20 protein-coding genes and 2 pseudogenes are annotated in these 19,288 nt (G+C 67.5%); 8 read left to right on the forward strand and 14 right to left on the reverse strand.

Annotated features, from left to right (window positions below; all coding sequences use genetic code 11):
* From DEJ32_RS16405 to DEJ32_RS13430, 3 genes and pseudogenes are all read right to left on the reverse strand, one after another.
* Positions 1-281 (reverse strand): hypothetical protein (locus DEJ32_RS16405; RefSeq protein ID WP_220033030.1); only part of this gene is annotated, 281 nt, incomplete at its 3' end.
* Between the two features lie 189 nt (positions 282-470).
* On the reverse strand, positions 471-1,616 hold the full coding sequence (locus DEJ32_RS13425; protein ID WP_181420676.1) for a GAF domain-containing SpoIIE family protein phosphatase: 1,146 nt from the start codon (positions 1,614-1,616) through the stop codon (positions 471-473).
* Between the two features lie 392 nt (positions 1,617-2,008).
* Positions 2,009-3,006: pseudogene (locus tag DEJ32_RS13430) on the reverse strand (YhcG family protein).
* A 154-nt stretch (positions 3,007-3,160) separates the two neighbouring features.
* Between DEJ32_RS13430 and DEJ32_RS13435 the strand changes: the two are divergent.
* Positions 3,161-3,505, forward strand: a complete 345-nt coding sequence (locus DEJ32_RS13435; protein ID WP_110901628.1) for an Lsr2 family protein — start codon at positions 3,161-3,163, stop codon at positions 3,503-3,505.
* A gap of 163 nt (positions 3,506-3,668) precedes the next feature.
* Here the strand turns inward: DEJ32_RS13435 and DEJ32_RS13440 are convergent, their stop codons facing one another.
* On the reverse strand, positions 3,669-5,255 hold the full coding sequence (locus tag DEJ32_RS13440; protein WP_181420677.1) for an SIR2 family protein: 1,587 nt from the start codon (positions 5,253-5,255) through the stop codon (positions 3,669-3,671).
* Between DEJ32_RS13440 and DEJ32_RS16685 the strand changes: the two are divergent.
* The 3 genes and pseudogenes from DEJ32_RS16685 to DEJ32_RS13450 form a co-directional block, all read left to right on the forward strand.
* Positions 5,254-5,915, forward strand: a pseudogene (locus DEJ32_RS16685) (recombinase family protein); the annotation flags it as partial. The gene DEJ32_RS13440 and the pseudogene DEJ32_RS16685 sit on opposite strands and share 2 nt — an antisense overlap.
* Before the next feature lie 117 nt (positions 5,916-6,032).
* On the forward strand, positions 6,033-6,167 hold the full coding sequence (locus DEJ32_RS16690) for a hypothetical protein (RefSeq protein ID WP_375342325.1): 135 nt from the start codon (positions 6,033-6,035) through the stop codon (positions 6,165-6,167).
* A gap of 55 nt (positions 6,168-6,222) precedes the next feature.
* On the forward strand, positions 6,223-7,119 hold the full coding sequence (locus tag DEJ32_RS13450; protein WP_146234159.1) for an exonuclease domain-containing protein: 897 nt from the start codon (positions 6,223-6,225) through the stop codon (positions 7,117-7,119).
* Between the two features lie 163 nt (positions 7,120-7,282).
* Here the strand turns inward: DEJ32_RS13450 and DEJ32_RS16545 are convergent, their stop codons facing one another.
* The 4 genes from DEJ32_RS16545 to DEJ32_RS13465 all read right to left on the reverse strand — a co-directional run bounded on the left by DEJ32_RS16545 (position 7,283) and on the right by DEJ32_RS13465 (position 10,749).
* A complete protein-coding gene (locus DEJ32_RS16545) occupies positions 7,283-7,414 on the reverse strand; it encodes a hypothetical protein (RefSeq protein ID WP_258369063.1) in 132 nt (43 codons plus the stop codon).
* Between the two features lie 84 nt (positions 7,415-7,498).
* Positions 7,499-7,957 (reverse strand): hypothetical protein, encoded by a 459-nt coding sequence (locus DEJ32_RS13455; RefSeq protein WP_110901631.1) that lies wholly within the window; start codon positions 7,955-7,957, stop codon positions 7,499-7,501.
* A 537-nt stretch (positions 7,958-8,494) separates the two neighbouring features.
* Complete coding sequence (locus DEJ32_RS13460; RefSeq protein WP_110901670.1) at positions 8,495-9,610, reverse strand: type IV secretory system conjugative DNA transfer family protein; 1,116 nt, start codon at positions 9,608-9,610, stop codon at positions 8,495-8,497.
* Positions 9,611-9,705: 95 nt separating this feature from the next.
* Positions 9,706-10,749 carry an NAD(P)-dependent alcohol dehydrogenase gene (locus tag DEJ32_RS13465; RefSeq protein WP_110901632.1) on the reverse strand — a complete coding sequence of 348 codons (1,044 nt, stop codon included), beginning with the start codon at positions 10,747-10,749 and terminating at the stop codon, positions 9,706-9,708.
* 172 nt (positions 10,750-10,921) lie between these two features.
* On the opposite strand from DEJ32_RS13465, the gene DEJ32_RS13470 reads away from it, so the two are divergent.
* Positions 10,922-11,362: an OsmC family peroxiredoxin gene (locus tag DEJ32_RS13470; protein ID WP_110825588.1), complete on the forward strand. Its 441-nt coding sequence runs from the start codon at positions 10,922-10,924 to the stop codon at positions 11,360-11,362.
* 91 nt (positions 11,363-11,453) lie between these two features.
* Positions 11,454-12,956, forward strand: coding sequence for a threonine/serine exporter ThrE family protein (locus DEJ32_RS13475; RefSeq protein ID WP_110891226.1), 1,503 nt, complete (start codon positions 11,454-11,456; stop codon positions 12,954-12,956).
* Positions 12,957-13,081: 125 nt separating this feature from the next.
* Here DEJ32_RS13475 and DEJ32_RS13480 read toward each other — a convergent pair whose 3' ends face one another.
* Together DEJ32_RS13480 and DEJ32_RS13485 are read right to left on the reverse strand one after the other, a co-directional pair.
* Complete coding sequence (locus DEJ32_RS13480) at positions 13,082-13,276, reverse strand: DUF2795 domain-containing protein (protein WP_110825591.1); 195 nt, start codon at positions 13,274-13,276, stop codon at positions 13,082-13,084.
* Positions 13,277-13,392: 116 nt separating this feature from the next.
* Positions 13,393-14,085: a TetR/AcrR family transcriptional regulator gene (locus tag DEJ32_RS13485; RefSeq protein ID WP_181420678.1), complete on the reverse strand. Its 693-nt coding sequence runs from the start codon at positions 14,083-14,085 to the stop codon at positions 13,393-13,395.
* A gap of 208 nt (positions 14,086-14,293) precedes the next feature.
* Here DEJ32_RS13485 and DEJ32_RS13490 point away from each other — a divergent pair, with 208 nt between their 5' ends.
* Positions 14,294-14,614 carry a hypothetical protein gene (locus DEJ32_RS13490; RefSeq protein ID WP_110825593.1) on the forward strand — a complete coding sequence of 107 codons (321 nt, stop codon included), beginning with the start codon at positions 14,294-14,296 and terminating at the stop codon, positions 14,612-14,614.
* An 82-nt stretch (positions 14,615-14,696) separates the two neighbouring features.
* Here the strand turns inward: DEJ32_RS13490 and DEJ32_RS13495 are convergent, their stop codons facing one another.
* The gene (locus tag DEJ32_RS13495; RefSeq protein WP_110825594.1) at positions 14,697-15,608 is read right to left on the reverse strand and encodes an SDR family oxidoreductase; all 912 of its coding nucleotides are present in this window, start codon (positions 15,606-15,608) and stop codon (positions 14,697-14,699) included.
* 95 nt (positions 15,609-15,703) lie between these two features.
* Complete coding sequence (locus tag DEJ32_RS13500) at positions 15,704-15,910, reverse strand: hypothetical protein (RefSeq protein WP_110891225.1); 207 nt, start codon at positions 15,908-15,910, stop codon at positions 15,704-15,706.
* A 144-nt stretch (positions 15,911-16,054) separates the two neighbouring features.
* On the opposite strand from DEJ32_RS13500, the gene DEJ32_RS13505 reads away from it, so the two are divergent.
* Positions 16,055-16,783: a hypothetical protein gene (locus DEJ32_RS13505; protein WP_146234160.1), complete on the forward strand. Its 729-nt coding sequence runs from the start codon at positions 16,055-16,057 to the stop codon at positions 16,781-16,783.
* 22 nt (positions 16,784-16,805) lie between these two features.
* Here DEJ32_RS13505 and DEJ32_RS13510 read toward each other — a convergent pair whose 3' ends face one another.
* A complete protein-coding gene (locus tag DEJ32_RS13510; RefSeq protein ID WP_110901635.1) occupies positions 16,806-17,588 on the reverse strand; it encodes an endonuclease/exonuclease/phosphatase family protein in 783 nt (260 codons plus the stop codon).
* 61 nt (positions 17,589-17,649) lie between these two features.
* Entirely contained in the window at positions 17,650-19,155 is a 1,506-nt protein-coding gene (locus tag DEJ32_RS13515) for an LCP family protein (RefSeq protein WP_258369064.1), read from the reverse strand.
* Positions 19,156-19,288 lie beyond the last annotated feature (133 nt).

The raw sequence follows: 19,288 nt of genomic DNA on the forward strand, positions 1-19,288 counted from the left end.
GAGATGTCTCGTGGGCTCGGAGATGTGTATAAGAGACAGCTCCGGACCGGTGCGACGGCGCTGTCGAGCACCTGGCCGACACCGCCCGTGACACCCTGCACGGCCCCACCGACACTTGACGTGACGCCACTCGGCGAGACCCCGAGGAGCTTGCCCTCCGCCGCTGCGGCCGGGCGGGCGCCCAGGAGCAGCGAGAGCAGCACGACCGCCGCAGCGATCCCGGAACCCAGAAGGGCCCACCGGATCACTGCCCGCAGGGGTCGACGCATCGACGCGTCCATGCGCTCACCTCCTGATCTCGGCTGCGCACGTAGAGTGGTTGAGCGGCACGGTACGCCTCGTCGGCCAAGCGCGCGAGAGGTCCTCAAGAAATTGTCAGGATCGCTCGAGGGCAGGCAGGAAAGCAGCATGACGCCGCTGGGTTTGACCGCGATGCCCGCGACCAGCCGCGAGATGCCTCGTTGTCCTTGTCAGCTCGCCGCGTCTTGTTTTGGCGCCAAGTGCCGCGCGAGAACGAGGGTGGTGACATCGTCGTCAGGGCTGCGTTCGGTAACGAGTGCACGGACTCGAGGAAGGAAGTCGTCCGGAGCAGCCCAGTACATCTCGGCGAGTTGATCGAGCGAGGCGAGTGTCCCGTCGAACAGGTCAAGGACGCCGTCGCTGCAGACGATCAGCGCGTCGCCGGGTTGCAGGACCAGGAATCCAGAGGAGTGGCGCATCGCGCCGGGATGCAGCCCGAGTGGGAGGTCCCGTGATCGAAGCAGCCGTATCGGTTGCCCGTGCGCTGAGAGGTGCATCGCGATGCCATGACCGGCATCGCCGAAGTCCACCCAACCTGTGGCGGTGTCGAGGTGCGCATGGAACGCGGTGGCGAACGAATCCGCTCGCACAAGCGCCGGGCCGATTTCTCGGTCCGTGGCACTGATCACGTCGGCGGCGGGACGTTCCTGGTCCTGGGCGCGGAACGCCGCGCGGATGGAGGCGGCGTGCTTGGCCGCCTCCACGCCTTTGCCCATCACATCGGTGAGGGTGATCGCGGCACCATTGATCGTGGGCGTCCAGTCGTAGAAGTCGCCGCTGGCACCACTGAACGGGATCACTTCGGCGCGGAGGTCGTAGCCGGGAAGCTGAAGCGGACCAGGTGCGAGAACGCTGATCTCGGTTCCCGAACCAGTGTCGCTGCCGTCATCGCCGAGGATCCGGCCCGCCCACGTCGCGAGGTCTTGCAGTAGGACGACGTCACTGTCCGACAGAACCCGCGGATGCGTGTCCACAACGCACAACGACCCGACGCGGGTGCCCCGCACGCTGACGGGTGCGCCGGCGTAGAAGCGCACTCCGAGCGTCTGCACTACCGGCAGCGCCGCGAACCGGTCATCAGCGCGAGCATCCGGTACCAACGTCGGCTCGTCATGAAGCACGGTCTCCGCACAGAAGCTCTCGCTCGCGGGTATTTCCCGCGTAACAGTCGATGTCTGCGGGGTGAGCGTGTAGACGGTGTCGTCGTCGATCAGGTTCAAGAACGCCATCGGCGCACCGAACACGTCTCGCGTCAGCCGAGCAACACGGTCGAACCGCTCAGCCGGGTCACCTCCGATGACGTCGAGTTCGTGCACGAGAGCTGCCCGAGCCGTCACCCCATCCACAGCAGCCACTGTAAGCGCGTCATCGGGCGCTCGAGTCCAAACCCGGCACCGTGGCAATGCAAGCACACTGCTAGCACTCTGATAGCGACATGCAAGCTAGCGCGTTCACCACCACGCAACTCGCCCAAGAACAGGTACCAGCGCCCGATTGCAAGCGATAGTGCCGGATTACTTATCTGCAATCGTCGGGCTCGAGAAGCCTCGGTTCACTGATGCTGAGCGCAGTGCAAGAGCGCGAGCGAAGTTCCACGCCGCTTCTTCTGACGTGACGCTCAACTGGACGGCAGCCGCCGAGCAGGCCGCAGCGCTGGTGAAGCTCTGGACACACACGCTTGCCAAGCAGGCCCGGTCCGCGACGTCGGTTAAGTCGGCGGGGAGTCGGTGGGTGGCTGCTCGAGGGCTTGCACGAGGTCCGCTTCCGAGGGCAGCGCTGCTTGCACCGCTGGCGGGAGGAGGTCGTAGCTGGCGACGCCGATCGGTGTCTGGTGTGCGCCGAGTGAGTACCGGACGACGGCGTCGTTCTTGTCTGCGACGAGGAGCAAGCCAACGGTGTCGGCATGCTGCGACCGGCGGAGCTTGTCGTCGACGAGGGCGACGTAGAAGCCGAGCTGTCCGAGGTACTCCGGCTTGAACTTGCCGGTCTTCAACTCGATAACGACGTACCGGAGCTGCTCGACGTGGAAGAACAGCAGGTCGACGAAGAAGTCGTCCCCGTCGAAATCGAAGTGCACTTGCCGGCCCACGAACGCGAACCCCTCCCCCAGCTCACGCAGTGTGTCGATGATGCGATCGACGAGTGCCTGCTCAAGCTGCCGCTCCTTTGCATCGCCCTCGAGCGCGAGGAAGTCCAGGACGTACGGATCCTTTGTGAGCTGCTGCGCTAGGTCCGACTCCCCTGCTGGCAACGTCGCAGCGAAGTTCGACGGCGCCGCCTCGAGACGTGCGTGCGCGTCAGTACGGATGTGGTGCTCGAGGACGTCCGAGACCAGCCGTGATGCACGGCCTGTGCGGCGTACCACTCGCGGATCTCCTGGTCGTCAAGCCGGTCGAGGAGCACGGTGATGTGCCCCCAGGGAAGTTGTCCAACAAGCTGTTGGACAACTTGCTCGTCCGGCCACGCAGCGGCGACACGACGCATGTAGAAGAGGTTGGCGCGCGAGAAGCCCTTCATCTCCGGGAACTCGGCACGGAGATCTTCTGCGAGCCTACCGATGACGTTGGTCCCCCAGCCTTCTTGCTCCTGCCGCTGCAGAATCGTCGACCCGATCCCCCAGTAGAGACGCACTAGTTCAGTGTTGACGCGTCGCTGCGCAGAGAAACGCGCTTCCCTCACTTGCCGCTTGAGTTCTGCCAAAGCCATGGCGTACCCGGACGGAACTGGTGCTCTTTGAGTCATCGGTAACCATTCTGCACCAGCACTTTGTGACGCCGACAATCAGCCCGGGCGACCCGACCTGCTCTGGATATGTCACAGTAGAGGTGTACCTCCCCCACTACGAAAGGCAGCAGTACCCATGGCGCAGAAAGTCACCACGCAGCTCGTCGACGACCTGACCGGCGAGAACATTGAAGACGGCAAGGGTCGCACCGTGTCCTTCGGATTCGATGGCGCCAACTACGAGATTGACCTCACCGACGACAACGCGGACCAGCTCCGCGAAGCGCTCTCCGACTACATCGCCGCCGCCCGCAAGACCGGCAACCGCAGCGGCCGCACCTCCTCCGGCAGTGCCCCCAAGCGCGGGAACTCGGAGGAGCTTGGCAAGATCCGCGAGTGGGCTGCAGCTAACGGCCACGAGGTCTCATCCCGTGGACGGATCAGCCAGGCCGTCCGCGACGCGTACGACGCCGCACACTGACGCCACTCCCCCACACGACAGCGGCCGGCCACCCCTCGGGGTCGCCGGCCGTTGCTGATCGCGCCGATAGTCGCCCCTTATGTCAGTGCGCGAATCAGCGACGGCCGCCGCCGCCGACAGCAACTGATTGCTACTCAACGGTCGAGAGATTCACAGAGCGTAGCTATACGGCAGCTTCTTGCTTTCTCAATGAACCAAAGGCGATAGCATCGTAGATACAGACCGCCTTCGCCCAGAGAGTCGTTGGCTTTCCGCCCGGAGTTTCTTCATAGTGTCGCCGCAGGTAACCGCGCAGGTGTTCTTCGTCGACCTTTTCGAGTTCGATGACCTGAAGCACTTGCAAGCAAGTTTGAGGATCCACTTCAGCAGACATTGCCTCGAAGGAGTCGAAGCGCTTGCCGAGCAATGCGTATTTTTTGGGAAGACCTTCCGGGAAGCGCAGATGGCCACCCGCATCGGCCGCACGGCCAATTACTCGAGTGTGCAAGCCGCTTGGGTCAGTTATTTTGCCATGAGAATCAAGGCGTCCCGCTCCAGCAAGATAGTAGAATATCGTGCAATTTGTTGAACCTGATAGGTGTTGCGGGAGCACATCACGGGCGACCGTCTGCATTGCTTCCTGATTGCCCGAAAGGTTATGCTCGAGTGTCTCAAACATAACTTGTTTTCGGTCCCACCCCACAAGACCTTGTAGAGCGAGCTTCTGACGGACTCCAACGCCAATAACAATCTCGACCTGGGCCGGGTCGACGTCCTCGTTCAGATCCCGAACGAGGAGCGTTCCTTTTGATTCGCTCGTAGAAACGAGGTCGTAGACCTGCTCCTTGACGCGCCGCAGAACGCCAGCTGGTAGGCGCGGCTTTAGCCCACTCAGCGCCCGAAAAACTCCCTCGAAATCATCGACTGGCACGGATATGATGGGAATCGTATTTCCATCAACAGAATGGAAGGTATGGATCATTTCGCTCACAATGGGCTCCGGGGACCACTGAATGAATATCAGTCGATCTTGGAGCTTGCTGAAATTTTCAGCCGTAAGCACTTCTGCAATATTCAGTAAAATTTCCTGGATATTTGGGTCCGGTAGTGAGTAGCCGAGAAATACGATGGGGTGCTCTACGAATATCGTCAGCAGCTTCGCCGCCAGGTATTTATTACGGTCATTGAAGCGCGAGAAGTCTTCGGCCGTTAGAATGATGCTTTCAGGTATGTCCGAACTGCCGTGAATCTTGAATATTTCCCCAATTCCGAAAGAATTATTGAAAAGCAACTCGTCTTGACCCGCGTAAACCGTAAAGCTTGGAAACAAGGTTTCCAGCAGCGTGTCATAATTGGTAGTGATAATACCTTCAACAACTGCACTTCTCAGCAACGCCAATTCATCGGAAAGCTTTCCCGACTGCGGAATGCTCGCTACCGCTTCGCCTAAATGCTTCGCAACCTCGATCTTTAAGGGTGACTGCGCAGTCTCGGGATCGGGAAATCTACCCCTGCTCGTTCGATAGAGGTCAGACTCCCACCAAATGGGGTTGAAACGAGCCGCTATCGCCGAAGCCATTTGTCCCGCATCTTTGCTCGCATCCGCGCGATACCTCTCGAACGGGTAATCGGTTTTCTCCGCGAACCGTCGGAGCAAGCCCATCCAGTCATCCGTAGATAAGTACCTGCGAGATAACCCGCTTCCCACGAACAGGAAAGGTGCGGTCTCGAATTTCGCGAGATGTGCGAGGAGATCATCTTCTACGACCATGGACCGCATCATTCCACATGAGGTTGACGAAGACTCGCTCAATCGGTGCTATGTCGGGTTCAATGGCTTCGGTTCCGTCCGGCGAGCTCTGGGCGTCCCCGGCGGTACGGAGCCGCTGGCATCGCCGCTAGGAGGCTCACCGAAGCGGACGTATGTGCATGCTCGAGTGGGCTGCATTCGATGGTGTGGTGCTGAGGTATACCCCAACGCAACAGAGGTAGGAGTAGCGATTTTGTGTGGTTCTGGGGTCCCTCTTAGACCTTCTGCTGCAGATGTGCGCGAGGGTCTAGACGTGGTGCAACACAAGACGCAGACTGTCGCCTACGTGCGGGTGTGTTCGACGGATCAGAACCTCGACCGGCAGTTCGAGGCAATCGGAGACGTTGATCGCGTGTTCGAGGAGAAGGTGTCGGGCGACTCCCGCACTGACCGAGCAGCGTTACTCGACTGCATTCGCTACGTCCGCGATGGTGACACGGTCCGAGTCGCATCGATGGACAGGCTCGCGCGTTCGGGGACCTGCGCGACATCGTCGACGAGATCACCGCCAAGGGAGCGTCGGTCGAGTTCGTCAAGGAGCAGCAAATCTACAGCCGCGACACCGACGATGCGATCGGCCGGCTCATGCTCAACCTCCTCGGCGCCTTCGCCGAGTTCGAACGCACTCTCATCCGCGAGCGGCAACGCGAGGGCATCCGCATCGCCAGAACCGCCGGCAAGTGCGAACGCCGTGTTCGCAAGCTGACCGACGTCCAGATCGCCGAGGCACACCGACTTGTGAGCACGGGAGTCCCGAAGGCTGCCGTCGCTCGCGATCTCGGCATCGATCGGACTACCCTCTACCGAATGCTGGCGCTCCCCGCCGTCCCCATTGCCCCCGCTGCAGCAGACGGCGAGGCAGCGGCGGCGTAACGCAGGACGCCGTTTGGGGACCGTCGAGCGAGATGTGCTCACCTATGCTTCGAGCATGACGCTGAGCTTCGTCGCCCTCGACTTCGAGACGGCCAACTTCGACCGCGCCTCGGTCTGTGCCGTTGGAATCACCAGAGTCATCGATGGGGTCGTGCAGTCCACCACCTCCTGGTTCGTCGAACCGCCCACCGGGCTGGACTTCACAAACACCTACCTGCACGGCATCGGCCCGGACGACGTCGACGGCGCACCAACATGGCCTGAAACGCTCGAGCATCTGCGCTCCGTCACGAACGGGCTTCCCGTCGTCGCGTACAGCCCCTTCGACAAGGGGGTCTACAACGCAGCAAACGCCCTCACCGAGACCCCCGACCCGCAGTTGAACTTCCTGGATGCGCTTGCAGTCGTACGGCACCACTGCAAGCTGCCCAGCCATCGGCTTCCCCTGGTCGTTGAACACTTTGCCCTGCCGGACTTCCACCACCACGAAGCCGGCGCTGACTCGCTCGCGTGTGCGTTGATCATCCTGCGGATCGCTGAGGAGCAAGGAATCGACAGCGTCGAGGAACTGTGGGCGGCAGTGCCCACGCGGTCGAAGAGCGCCGCGCGGGCTGGGCGCCCGTATCAGCGCAAGGCCGACCTCCCTCAGCCGGCTGCCGAGGCTGACCCAGCTCATCCCCTGTTCGGCGAGGTGGTCTGCTTCTCCGGCGACCTCGATAGCTACACCCGCACCGAAGCACAGACACTGGTCGCTTCGTTCGGAGCGGTCATTGCAAACAACGTGACCAAGAAGACCACCCTCGTCGTGATGGGGGGCTTCGATCCCGCAACCCTGCGTTCCGGAACCACCCTCAGCGGGAAGGTTCAGCGAGCCAAGGACCTCGCCGCCACAGGCCAGTCGATCGAAATCGTGACTGAGCAGACCTTCCTCGAGATCGTCGCCGTCCCATAGGGAACGGTCTTCCCCGTTTCAACAACCGTGTAGCCCCGCCGTTCCGCTGCACTGGTCAGCTAAGTCAGTGCGATGCATTCGGTGACCAGCAGATGACCGCTCCGAGCATCGCGACGGCCCTCTCGGCGCTCGACAAGCACGCTTCTCCAGCTAAGTGACGCGGTCAAGAGCCTTCGGGCGTGGGGTCGTCGTCACTGTCTCCGTAGTTGAGCATTTCGCGCCGCGCCCCCTCACCCAGGGAGTCCATCTCCTCGTTCATCAGCTGCTCGGTCCAGTCGTCCTTCGGTCGTCCCATGTTCTGCTCCTCGCTTGAGTGGTGAGTCCTGCGGTTCCGAGCTCTGTACTCGCTGTGGCCACATGCGGGCTCACGGAGCGTTCTTCACGGGTGGAAGCGCGGCTCGGTCGCGTAAAGGCCGTAAGTTGCGTCGGTCAGGGTCATCGTGGGTTCGACGCAAACGGTGGTAATACCGCCCTCGAACTCGCGGACCAGTGCATCTGACGGCAACCCGGTGCCGTCATCGATCTTGTTGCGCGCTGAGGTGAGGATATCGGCGGCCGCGGCGAACTGCTGCTGCCCAGTCATCTCACCGTTCCAGTCGGAGCAGGTCGTGTCGGAGTACTGCTTGCCCCACGTCTGCGTGTACTTCGAGGCGCTGTCGTCCGCCCCAGCGCTGGCGTCATCGTCACTACCGTTGCCGATCGTCGAAAGCACGCCGAAGAGTACTGAGATGAGCACGATTCCTCCGCAACCGATGCTCGCGACCGCGCCACACCCGAGCGTCCGCTTCGGCCTGTCGGGTCCGCTGAGGTTCGGATGCGGCGCCAACGCGTCGTTCATTGGTAGTCCTCCTGGTCGCACGAAGGATAGTTGAGATTCTGTTCCGGCACGGTCGAGGCACGGCGAATTGTGAAGCGGGAGCTGTACTGACCCGATGAACACGGACGACGCCATGGCCGAGGACGTCCGCTAGACGATCCCCATATGGAACGCCCATCGGCGATCGGCAACCGGGCTGCGTCTGGTCGTGTTTCGACTCTTCGGTCACTCGGTCACTCGGCCACTCGGCCACTCTGAGTGACTGGATCGCAGCAGCTTCCGTAGGCGTGCGACCGCACTGCTTCGGCCCTGCTCGAAGGCTGGCTGAGGTGGCTTATTCTCGCGCGCGTCTCGTCTTCCCCTTGCATAACGGAGCACTACTTCGCGAGCCGCAAGTCGACGGCCTGCCCCACGCACACTCCAGTTTCGTACTGGTACGCCGCCGTGTGCTGGCGTAGCTAGAGCAGAGAACCCAGAGGACCTGCACCCCTATGGGTACGTCGACGGCAAGCGCGGTCCGCGAGAACGGCTGTGCAATGGCGCCGAGGATGAGAAATCCTACGACGCCGTACGGGGCCAGCCAGGGCAGGAGGCGACCCAGCCGGTCTGAGCTGTGTACGAGAACCAAACAGCCCAGGTGAACACCATCCCTGACAGCTCGCGCAGGAACTCAACCTCCTTGACACCGCCGAGGTACACGACCTCGTTGGCGGCGCTGAACAGCTTCCGCATGCCGGCGAGGGAGAACACGTCGACGCCCTGGGACCAGGACTGGAAGATCGACATGATCGGGATCCCGCGCGACCCGTATTGCGAGTACAGGTCCGGGAGATCCTTCCACCGGCACACGTTGGCGGCCTCGTCGAGGATGCACAGCAGCGGCGTGGCAATGCGGCCGCCGGGCTGCGTCTTCGCCAGGCGCTCGCCTGCCTCGACAACGGCGACCGTCAGCGCGGTCACCAACGGTGCGGCGGTGCCCTCACCCTCCTTCGAGAGTGAGTAGAGGGTGTCGGTGCCGCGCACGAACTCGTCGGGGTTGGACTGCGGGCGGCGGTCGCCGCGCATGTTCCCGCCGACGGGCGTCAGCCACCGGCCGATGCGGCTGTTCTGCAGGCAGCCCGCCATCTTCCGAGCCGTGCCGTACACACCGGCGCGCTGCCGCTCAGGGGCGCGAGTCTCCGACTCGACGGCGTCCGCGACGAGCGGGTAGCCACCGTTCCGGAGGACCGACACCATCTCGCGGTTGTCGGGGTCGGTCAGCCAGGTGAACATGTCGGTGATCGCGCGGCCGTCGAGGGCGGCAGCGAGCAGCATGCCGGCGAGGAGGTTCTTGCCGGCGGGGTCGAAGTACGCATCGCCCTTGTCCCCGGGCTCGCGGGAGCCGGCGGCGAAGTGCCCGGCCAGCTTCGCGGCCGTGGTGTCGTCGGTGACGTAGGCGAGCGGGTTCCACCACCAGGTGGGTTCCTCGTCGATGACCTGCTGCGGGTCGAACACCCACGTCGTGCCGACCTCGTCGCGCAGCTTCCGGGTCGTCTCGACGGTGTCGGGCTTGTTCGACGTCGTCAACAGGGCGCGGGGAGCGGGGAGGATTGCCGGAACGACCAGCGCGGTCGTCTTCCCCACGCGGGGGCCGGCGATGCCGATCGTGACGTCCTCCCACGATGCGTAGAGCATCTTCCCGAAGCGCGTGCCCTTGCTGAGCGGGCCGCGACGATCACCGAGAGGACCGTCGCCAGCCCCGTCCACTCGACGGTGCCCTTCCCGATCGGTCAGAGCGTCGGGACGACCACCGCGCGGCCGGACAGCTCGCCGGCCTCGAGCTTGCGGTACGCCTCGAGCGCGTCGGCGAGGGCGTACCGCTCGACGTCCGGCTCGATCTGCCCCGCGCGGTACATGGCGACGACGTCGTGCAGGTCCTCGATGGTGCCCCAGTAGGTGTTCGTGATCGTCGACTCGTACGGCGTCGAGAAGAAGTCCCACTCGGTGGTGCCGCCGGCGATGCCGACCACGGTGAAGCGGCCGCCGACGGCCATCGACGCCTGCGCGGTCTTGATGGTCGGGGTCGCGCCGACGAAGTCGAACGCCGCGTCGACGCCCTTCCCGCCGGTGATCTCACGGATCCGCGCGACCTGGTCGGGACCGCCGGGGACGGTGATCGCGCCGCGCTCGGCAGCGCGCGCCATGGCGTCCTCCTTCATGTCCGTCGCGATGACGGTCGCGCCGGTCAGCGCGGTGAGGATCTGGACGGCGATCTGCCCGAGGCCGCCCAGGCCCACGACGAGCGCGTACTTCCCGCCGCCGGCCAGGTTCGGCAGGGAGTTCTTGATCGCGTGGTACGGCGTGAGGGCCGCGTCGCTGAGGGGTGCGGCGGCGACCGGGTCGGCGTCCCCGAGCGGCACGAGGTTGCGGGCGGGGACGGTCACGTACTCCGCCATGCCGCCGTCGCGCCCCAGGCCGATGGCCATGTACGGGTTCGTGGCGGCGTTCTCGCAGTAGGTGTCCTGCCCCTTCGAGCAGTACCGGCAGTGCCCGCAGCCGACCGGCCCGTAGACCAGGTACGCGTCGCCCTCCGCGAAGCCGGTGACGCCCTCCCCGACGGACTCGACCCAGCCGGAGTTCTCGTGCCCGAGGACGAACCCGGGCCGCTGTGCGCCGGGCTGCCCCTCCTGGAACTCGCGGTAGACGGCGACGTCGGAGTGGCACGCACCGGCACCGGCGACCTTGAGGAGCACCTCGCCGGGCCCGGGCGTGGGCTTCTCGACCTCGGTGAGGGAGGGGAACGTCTGGTACTGCTCGAACACGACTGCACGCATGCCGCAAAGCTACACCTGTCGTCCATCTCGGCGGAGCGGGTGCGGGGGCCGTGGGACGAGCAGCGGTGGCATCCTGCGTCCCGCCTGTGCATCGGTTGCGAGAACGGTCGTTCTCCGGTTGACTCGGCCACGAGGGTCGCATCCGGCCCGCACCCCGACGAAAGGAGCGGCCATGCCCACGCGCACCGCACGCACTGCTTGGAACGGCGGCCTGAACGACGGCTCCGGCCAGGTCGAACTCTCCAGCTCGAAGGTCGGCACCTACGACGTGTCCTTCCCGAAGCGCGCCGCTGACGAGGCCGGCGGCACCACCAGCCCCGAGGAGCTCATCGCCGCAGCGCACTCGTCCTGCTACGCGATGCAGTTCTCGGCGATCCTCGGCGAGGCCGGCGGCACCGTCGAGTCCCTCGACGTCAAGGCCGACGTCTCGCTCGGCCCGGACTCGGCCGGCGGCTTCAAGCTCACCGGGATCGTCCTCACCGTCTCCGGCGAGGTCTCCGGCATCGACGAGGCGGCCTTCCTGAAGGCGGCCGACGAGGCGAAGGCGACCTGCCCGGTCAGCAAGGCCCTCACCGGCGTCGACATCGAGCTGCACGCGACGTTCGAGCAGTAAGCGCCGAGCAACGCACTGACGGGAGGCTGTCCACCGGACCGGTGGACAGCCTCCCGTCCGTCTCCCCACGGGTGGGATGCACAATGGTCTGATGGCCGAACCGCTCCTGCCCGGCCCGCGGCCGGGCCGTCCACCCCGACCGCGATCGAAGGCGCGGAGCGTCGCCCAGCACGACATGCGGGACATCCGCGCACGGCTCCGCGGCACCATCTACGAGCACGTCGCGCCGGACACCAGGTCGCTGCGGGAGCAGTACTCCGCCCGCCAGATCGTCGACTTCTGTCTCGACCTGGCCGAGGTGATGCTCGCGTCCGGTGCCGACACCCGGAGCGTCGAGACGGCGGTGATCGCGGTCGCGACGAAGTGGAACCTCGCGCCGCTCGACCTCGACTTCTCCGGCAGCGCGGTGACGATCCAGTACTCCCCCGTGGAGGGTCCGCCGCTCGTCAAGGTGCGCAGCACCCGGTCCGACGGCGCGGACCTGGCGCGGCTGGCGTGGGCGAACCAGATCGTCGACGACGTCATCCACGACGACCGCGACATGACCAGCGCCGTGAGCGCCCTCGTCGCGGTGCTCCGGATGCCGCCGCGGTGGCCGACGTGGCTCGCCGACGTCGGGCTCTCCGTGCTCGGCACCTCGATCGCGATGCAGGCCGGTGGTGGCTGGCGGGCGGGTGTCGGGGCCTTCGTCCTCATGCTCGGGATCATCGTGTCGGGGCGGTGGCTGACCGGACGGGGTTACCCGCAGTTCTTCGTCTCCGGTGCCCAGGGTGCCGTCGCCTCGGTGATCGGCACGCTCGCGATCTGGGCGGACGTGCTCACCCCGACCGGCGCGGCGACGATGGTGGCCGCCCTCGTGGTGCTCCTGCTCCCGCACGTGCAACTCGTCACGTGGGCGCAGGACGCGATCTCCGGGTTCCGGGCGATGGCGGTGGCCCGGGCCTTCACGATCGGGATGCTCATCGCGGCGATCGTCGTCGGGGTGCCGGCGGGCATCGCGATGACGCACTGGCTGCGGCTCGAGGTCGACCCGTCCGGCATCGTCACGCAGGCCCTGCCGCTGTGGGCGTCCCTGTCCCTGACCGTGGTCTCGGCCGGGGCGAACTGCTTCGTGCAGCAGGCGAGCGCCCGCGTGATCCCGGTCGCGGTGGTGCTCTCCGTGGCGGCGGGGGCGGCGCTCTGGCAGCTCAAGGCGTTCGGGCTCCCGCTGCTCGGGGCGACCTTCCTGGCCTCGGTGCTGCTCGGCGTGCTCTCGACGTACGCCGCGGTGCGGATGCGGACGGCCGTCGCGGCGATCGCGGTGCCGGCCTTCTGCGGCGCGCTCCTGCCCGGTGTCGCGGTGTCGAACGCCCTGCTCAACGTGATGAGCGGGTCGTCCAGCTCGGTGCTCGACTTCGGGTCGGCGGTGACCGTGGCGCTCGCCATCGGCGCGGGGCTCGTGCTCGGCGGGCTCTTCGCGACGCCGGGGGCACGTCGCGCCCTGCGTCGCGGCCGCCGCATCCATGTGCACTCGGTACACAGCGACACCACCGCGCTGCCGGTCATCCGCGACTCCGGCTACGACCCCGGGAACGGGTCCGTCCCGCGATGGTGACGCGTCCGACGCCCGCGCCCGCACACACTGCCCGCCGTTCGCACTGAGCGACACCGCACGGGGTCGATCCCACGTGCGCTGTCGCTCAGCGCGGATGCTGCCCCTGCGGGCCCGGCGGTGGCGCGCTAGTTCGCGTCCGAGACGGCCTTGGACACGTCCGTGGGGCCGTCGTACTGACCGTCCGGGATCGCACGGAGCGCCTCGAGCACGTCGTCGGGGGCGCTCTCCTTCTCGGCGGTCGACACGACGTCGTCCTTCGAGGCGGGGTAGTCGATGCCGCTCAGGTACTTCTGGATCTGGATGGGGTTCGGTGCTGCCACGATCGGTTCCTTCCGTTGGGCCTCCCGGCCTACCCGGAGCTCCCTCGGCACCGACCCAGCGGATGCGGGCAGCGGCCAGCCGGCGCCGTGTCAGCGCCGGACGTCGGCGACGAGCGTCAGACCGACCAGTTCTCGTCGTCCGACCAGGACACGTCGGACCAGGTCGACAGCCGACGCTGTGCCTGCGCCTCGTACCGCTCCATCCAGCCGCGCTCGAGCCGCGCCACCGCGCGGTCGAAGGCCGCGACGAGGTCGAGCTCGCTGCGCAGGAGCGCCTGCAGCTGCAGCCCCTCGTACAGGGCGATGAGCTGCTCAGCACCGCGGCGGGGGTCCATCGTGTGCGGCGCACGGCCGAGGGCGATGTCGTGCTCCAGGCCGCGCTTCACCTGCGCGAAGAACAGCTGGTAACGCGAGCGGAGGTAGCTCGACATCGGGTGCTCCGGGTTGCCGGCCACGCTGAGCAGGGCGACGAGCAACCGCATGAGCGCGGGGTCCTCGGCGTTCGAGGCGACGATGGCGCGCAGGAGTTCGACGGTGCTGCCGTCACCGACCTCGCGCGTCACCTCGTCCATCCGCGCGCCGTTCCACCGGTCGAGGGCGGCCAGGACGAGGCCGTCCCACGACGGGAAGTGCTGGTGCAGCTCGGACGTGCTGATGTCGAGCCGCTCGGCGACGTGCTCGGGTCGCGCCTCGTGGAAGGGGATGTCACGGAGCAGGTCGACGGTCGCACCGACGATCCTGATCCGCAGGTGCAGGGTCGCCGCGGCCGCAGCTGCGGCCATCGTGTCGGCGCTGGTGTCCTCGAGCATCGTGCCCTCCGTGTCCGGGACGAGCACGGTCAGGTCGTGGCCGAGGCGTCCGGGGGTGCGGACGTCCTGTCCGCACCTCGATCCTCCCGTAGATCGCGGGCGACGAGCATCCCCGGTACGGGGGTCGGCAAGATGGGGGACAACGGAGTACGGCGAGCGGCGGTGTCCGGCACGGGCGTGTCCCGTCCGGATGTGTGACGATGCCGCCATGTCCCCGAACGACTCCACCGCCCACGGACTCGCGACGATGGCCTCCGCGGGCTTCGAGTTCGGCAGCACGCCCGAGCAGGTGGCGCACGACGTCCGCACGATGTGGGAGCACCTCGGCCGTCCCGACGGTGCCTTCGAGGCCGCGGCCGCCGCGATCGCCGTCCTGCCGCAACGCCCCGAGGTGCCCGTGGCACTGCAGGCCCGGCGCCGCGAGTTCGAGGAGGCCGTCGGCATCAACCCCGTCGAGGTCGAGCTCGCGGCGGCCCTCGCCGCCCGGGAACTCCTCGAGACGATGGCGCGGACCTGCGGGACACACTGATCGTCGGGTGCCCGGACGACGGGAGGCCCGCGGCTGCAGAGCCGAGGGCCTCCCGTCGTGTCGGCGTCCCGCCGAGCAGTGATTACGGCGTCGGCATGCCGCCGTCGACGTGCAGCGTCTCGCCCACCACGTAGGACGACTCGCCGCTCGCGAGGAACACGAACGCCGGCGCGAGCTCGGCGGGCTGACCCCAGCGGCCGAGGTAGGTCTGCTCACCCGCGGACGGCAGCGCGTCGGACGGCTGGCCACCGGCCGGCTGCAGCGGGGTCCAGATCGGACCCGGTGCGACGGCGTTCACGCGGATGCCCTTCGGCGCGAGCTGCGCGGCGAGGCCCTTCGCGAGGTTGTTGACGGTCGCCTTGGTGGCGGCGTAGTGCACCAGGTGCGGCGACGGCGCGTAGGCCTGGATCGACGTCGTGTTGATGATCGTCGAACCCGGCTTGAGGTGCGGCACGGCGGCCTTCGTGATGCGGAAGGTGGCGTACGCGTTCGTCTTGAACGTCTCGTCGAACTCCTCGTCGGAGATCTTCGTGATGTCGTCGACGTTCTGCTGCTTGCCGGCGTTGTTCACGAGGATGTCGAGACCGCCGAGCTGCTCGACGGCGGACGCGACGAGCTGCTCGCAGAACGCCAGGTCCGTGATGTCACCCGGCAGCGCGACGGCCTTGCGACCGGCTGCCTCGATGAGGGCGACGATGCGGTCGGCGTCCTCCTGCTCCTCGGGGAGGTAGCCGATGGCGACGTCGGCACCCTCACGGGCGTAGGCGATGGCGACGGCGGCACCGATGCCCGAGTCGCCGCCGGTGATGAGCGCCTTGCGGCCCTCGAGTCGACCCGAGCCGCGGTAGGTGTCCTCGCCGTGGTCGGCGGGCACGTTCTCCGCCATCTCGGCGTCGGTGCCGGCACCCTCGAGGTACTGCTCGTCCGGCTTCTTGTCGGCGTAGAGCTTCGTCGGGTCCTGCATGGTGTACTGGTCGATCCGCTGGTCCGTCATGCGCCAGACGGTACGCACCCGCGCACCCGCCCCCGCTCAGGAGGCTGTCCCCCGCCGCGCAGTCCGGATCACGTCCGGGCCGGGCCGGCTGTGGTTCAGAGCGGGCGGTAGACCGTGATCGGCGGCGCGTCGTCGCCCTGGTCCTCCGCGTCGCCCGTGCGCGCCCAGGTCCGGCCGTCGTGGTCGAGCGTGTCGGGCAGGTCACCGTGCACGATCATCCGCACGGGCGGCGCGTCGCCGTCGACGAGGTCGACGCCGTGCGCCGCGTTGTCACCCGTGCTGTCCACCACGTACTCCGCCATGTCGACGACGCTACGCGACGGTCCCCGGCCGCGTCCGGGACCCGGCGGGACCGCAGGCCCGGAATGTCACGGTCCGGTGACGGTGCGGCTCCGTTTCGGTAACACCCGTCGTCCACCAGGGCGCTGGCGGCTACCGTCGAGCGGGTGACTCCCAGGACCGTGACGGCGATCGGCGCCGTGGTGCTCGCCCTCGTGGCGGGTGGCGCCTCCGTGGACCGTCTGCCCGGTCACGACGCGGGCCGAGCGGCGGCGGCGGAGGCCACCCCGACCGCGACGTCCACTCCGGTCCCCAGCTGGCGTCCCGTGTCCGGCGCCGCGCTCCGCACCGTCGACTCGGTCGAACTCGCCGCCGAGTCGATCGTCCTGCGCGCCGACGACCGCATGGTCTCGGTCGTCTCGATGCGTGACGCGAAGCACACGGTCGGCGTCCTGAACCGGCTGCTCGGCACGCCGGCGCGCACGCAGACCGCGGTCGGCGACGCCGGTCGGTGCGTCCCGGCGAGCACGACCTCGACCTGGGGCGGAGCCCTCCGGGTCGCCGCGCTGCGCGAGCCCGCAGCGGCCGGCAACCGCGTCGAGATCCGGGTCCTGCGCGACCACGTCCGCTCCCGGCTCGGCACCTCCGTCGAACTCTCTGGTCCGCACGGCGTGCAGGTCGGCGACGACGTCCGTTCCCGCATCGAGGACGCCGCGGCGGACGAGCGCGAGTCGCTGGGCTCCGAGGACGCCGAGGCCTGGCAGCTGCTACTCGCTCCGGGGTGGCCGTCGGAGCGCAAGGGCGCCGGCGAGAACGGCGTGTCCGTCCTGACGCAGGAGTCCACCGTGACCGTCATCGGGTCGCCGATGCCGGTCCGCGCGACGCGGGGCTGCTGACCGCCCGACGTCGCCGCCCCGCTCAGATGCGGATCGTCGCCACGACCGGGAAGTGGTCGCTCGCGAACCAGCTCTCGGGGCCGTCGTGGTCGATCACGACGCGGTCGACACCGGCCACCCCGCGGGTGAGCACCCAGTCGATGCGCTCCCCGCTCGGCACCGGCGGCTGCCACTCGTTGTAGGACGCCGTCCGGTCCTCGGGGTCACCGGCGACGATCCACGCGTCGGTGTACCCGGCCTCGGCGAAGACCCGCGACGCCGGACCGGACCCGGACGGCTCGTTGCAGTCGCCGGCGAACACGACCGGTCCGTCGACGACCGACAGCCGCTGGACGATCAGCGCGGCGCTGCGCCCGCGGACCTCGTCCCCGTGCGGGCCCGGTTCGTGGTCCAGGTGCGTGGTCAGCAGCGTGAAGGCCGGGCCTTCCGCATCGAGGAACTCCACGTGGTTCGCGATGCGCGGGTACTTGCTGCCCCACGTGTTCGAGACCGGCTCGTCCGGGGTGTCGGACAGCCAGAACGACCCCGACGCGGCGGGACGGAAGCGGTCGCGTCGGTAGAACACGGCGGCGTGCTCGCCCGCCGTGCCGCCCTCGCGACCCTGACCGATGTCGGCGTGGTCGGGCAGCCCGGCGCGGAGGTCGTCCATCTGGTGGTCGAACGCCTCCTGCACGCACACCAGGTCCGGGTCGTGCCGGCGGATGAGGTCGAGGACGACCGGGCGGCGAGCGGGCCAGTCGTGCGCCGGGTCCGGGTTCTTGATGTTGTAGGTCATGAGGGTGATCGGGCGCGCGGTGCTGGTCACCCGTCGAACCTACCCGGAGGCACCGGGGCGCCGCCGCCCGTCGTGCGTCGGTGTGCCACCCTCAGTTGATGCAGACGCCTTCCTGGCCGAACTCGTGCACCGCGGTGGACGAGGGGCTGGGTTCCGCGGGCTCGGCCGGCTTCGACGCCTCGGCCTCCTCCGACGGCTGGGACGGCTGGGCCTCCTCCGACGGCTGCGCCGCAGCGGGAGCGGAGGGCATCGCGCCGTCCGTGCCGAGGACCAGGGTGACCCCCTGCACCGCAGTGCTCTGGACCGGGACCGCGCCGGGGACCACGGACGCGACGGCCTTGGCCTGGGCCTCCTGGCCGGCCGGGTACTGGACCATCGTCGTGGCCGTCGTCGCCGAGGAGCCGGGCGTCCCGACCTGGAACCCGCGTCTGGTGAGCACGCCGCTCGCGGTGGCCGCGGCGCCGGTGACACCGCTTCCGTTGGTGACGGTGACGGACACGGACGCCGGGTCAGCGGCCTTCGCATCGGTGTACGCGGGCGGCTCCCCGACGAGGCCCTGGACGAAGGCGGGCATGCCGGCGGTGTCGACCTCGACCACGGAGAGCGCGTACCCGTTCGGGTAGACCGTCGGGGTGCCGAGGATCGGGATGGTCGCGGACTTGATGTTCGACGGGCGGAGGTTGCTCATCTGCCGCGCGAGCGCGAGGAGGTCGAGGCCCTGGTCGGTCTCCACCGAGTCACCGATCGCGTCGATGATCTTCGTGGTCTTCACCGGGTTGAGGAGCGTGCCGGCCGACAGGATCTTGCGCGCCTCCTGCGAGAGGAAGTACTGCTGTCGGACCTGGCGGTCGAGGTCGCCTCCCGGCAGGCCGTGCCGCTGGCGGACGAAGGACAGCGCCTGCTTGGCGTCCAGCTGCGAGACCCCGGCGGGCAGGTCGACGCCGGAGAAGGCGTCCTTGGCGGGCTGGTTGAGGCAGACGTTGACCGGGCCGAGCTGCTTGACGATCTCGTAGAAGCCGAGCAGCGACACCCGCACGTAGTGGTCGATCGTCAGCCCGCTGAGGTCCTGGATCGTGGCGATGAGCTTCCTCGCACCACCGGAGTCGCCGCCGCCGTCGCGGGTGCCGTACTCGAAGGCGCTGTTGAGCTTGCCCTTGCCGACGTCCGGGATGTCGACGTACGAGTCACGCGGGAACGAGATCATCGTCGCGCTGCGGCCGTCGGCGGCGATGTGCAGGACGATCATCGTGTCGGTGTTGGTCGCGCCGCCGTCCGACTCGGTGCTGAGCTCGGCGAGCTGCTCGGGGGTGGCGTTGTCCGGTCGGTGGTCGTCACCGACGAGCAGGATGTTCATCGCCCTGCCGTCGACGTCGTCCTCCGCCGGCGGCGCACTGCCGATCGCGTCGACCTTCGTGACGCTGCTCGCGAGCCGGTTGTACGCGTAGGCCGCGTACCCACCGCTCAGCAGCACGGCCATGGTGAGGACGCCTGCCACCGCAGGGAGGACGGCTCCCCAGTGGCGCTTCCGGCGCCCGTGGCGGGGCGGCACGGCGCGGTCGGCACGGCGGGGCCTGGTCTCCTCGGGTGCGTTCGTCACGGGGAGAACCATAACGGTGGGGCTCGCGGATGACATGGGTTCCGGCTGGACGAGCTGTACGGACCCCTCCGGGAGGCCCCGCTCGCGGCCCTGCGGCGGGCGCGGTCCGCACATGGTCGCCCAGTACGGTCGC

The organism is Curtobacterium sp. MCPF17_046 (assembly GCF_003224295.1).
Classification (GTDB): Bacteria; Actinomycetota; Actinomycetes; order Actinomycetales; family Microbacteriaceae; genus Curtobacterium.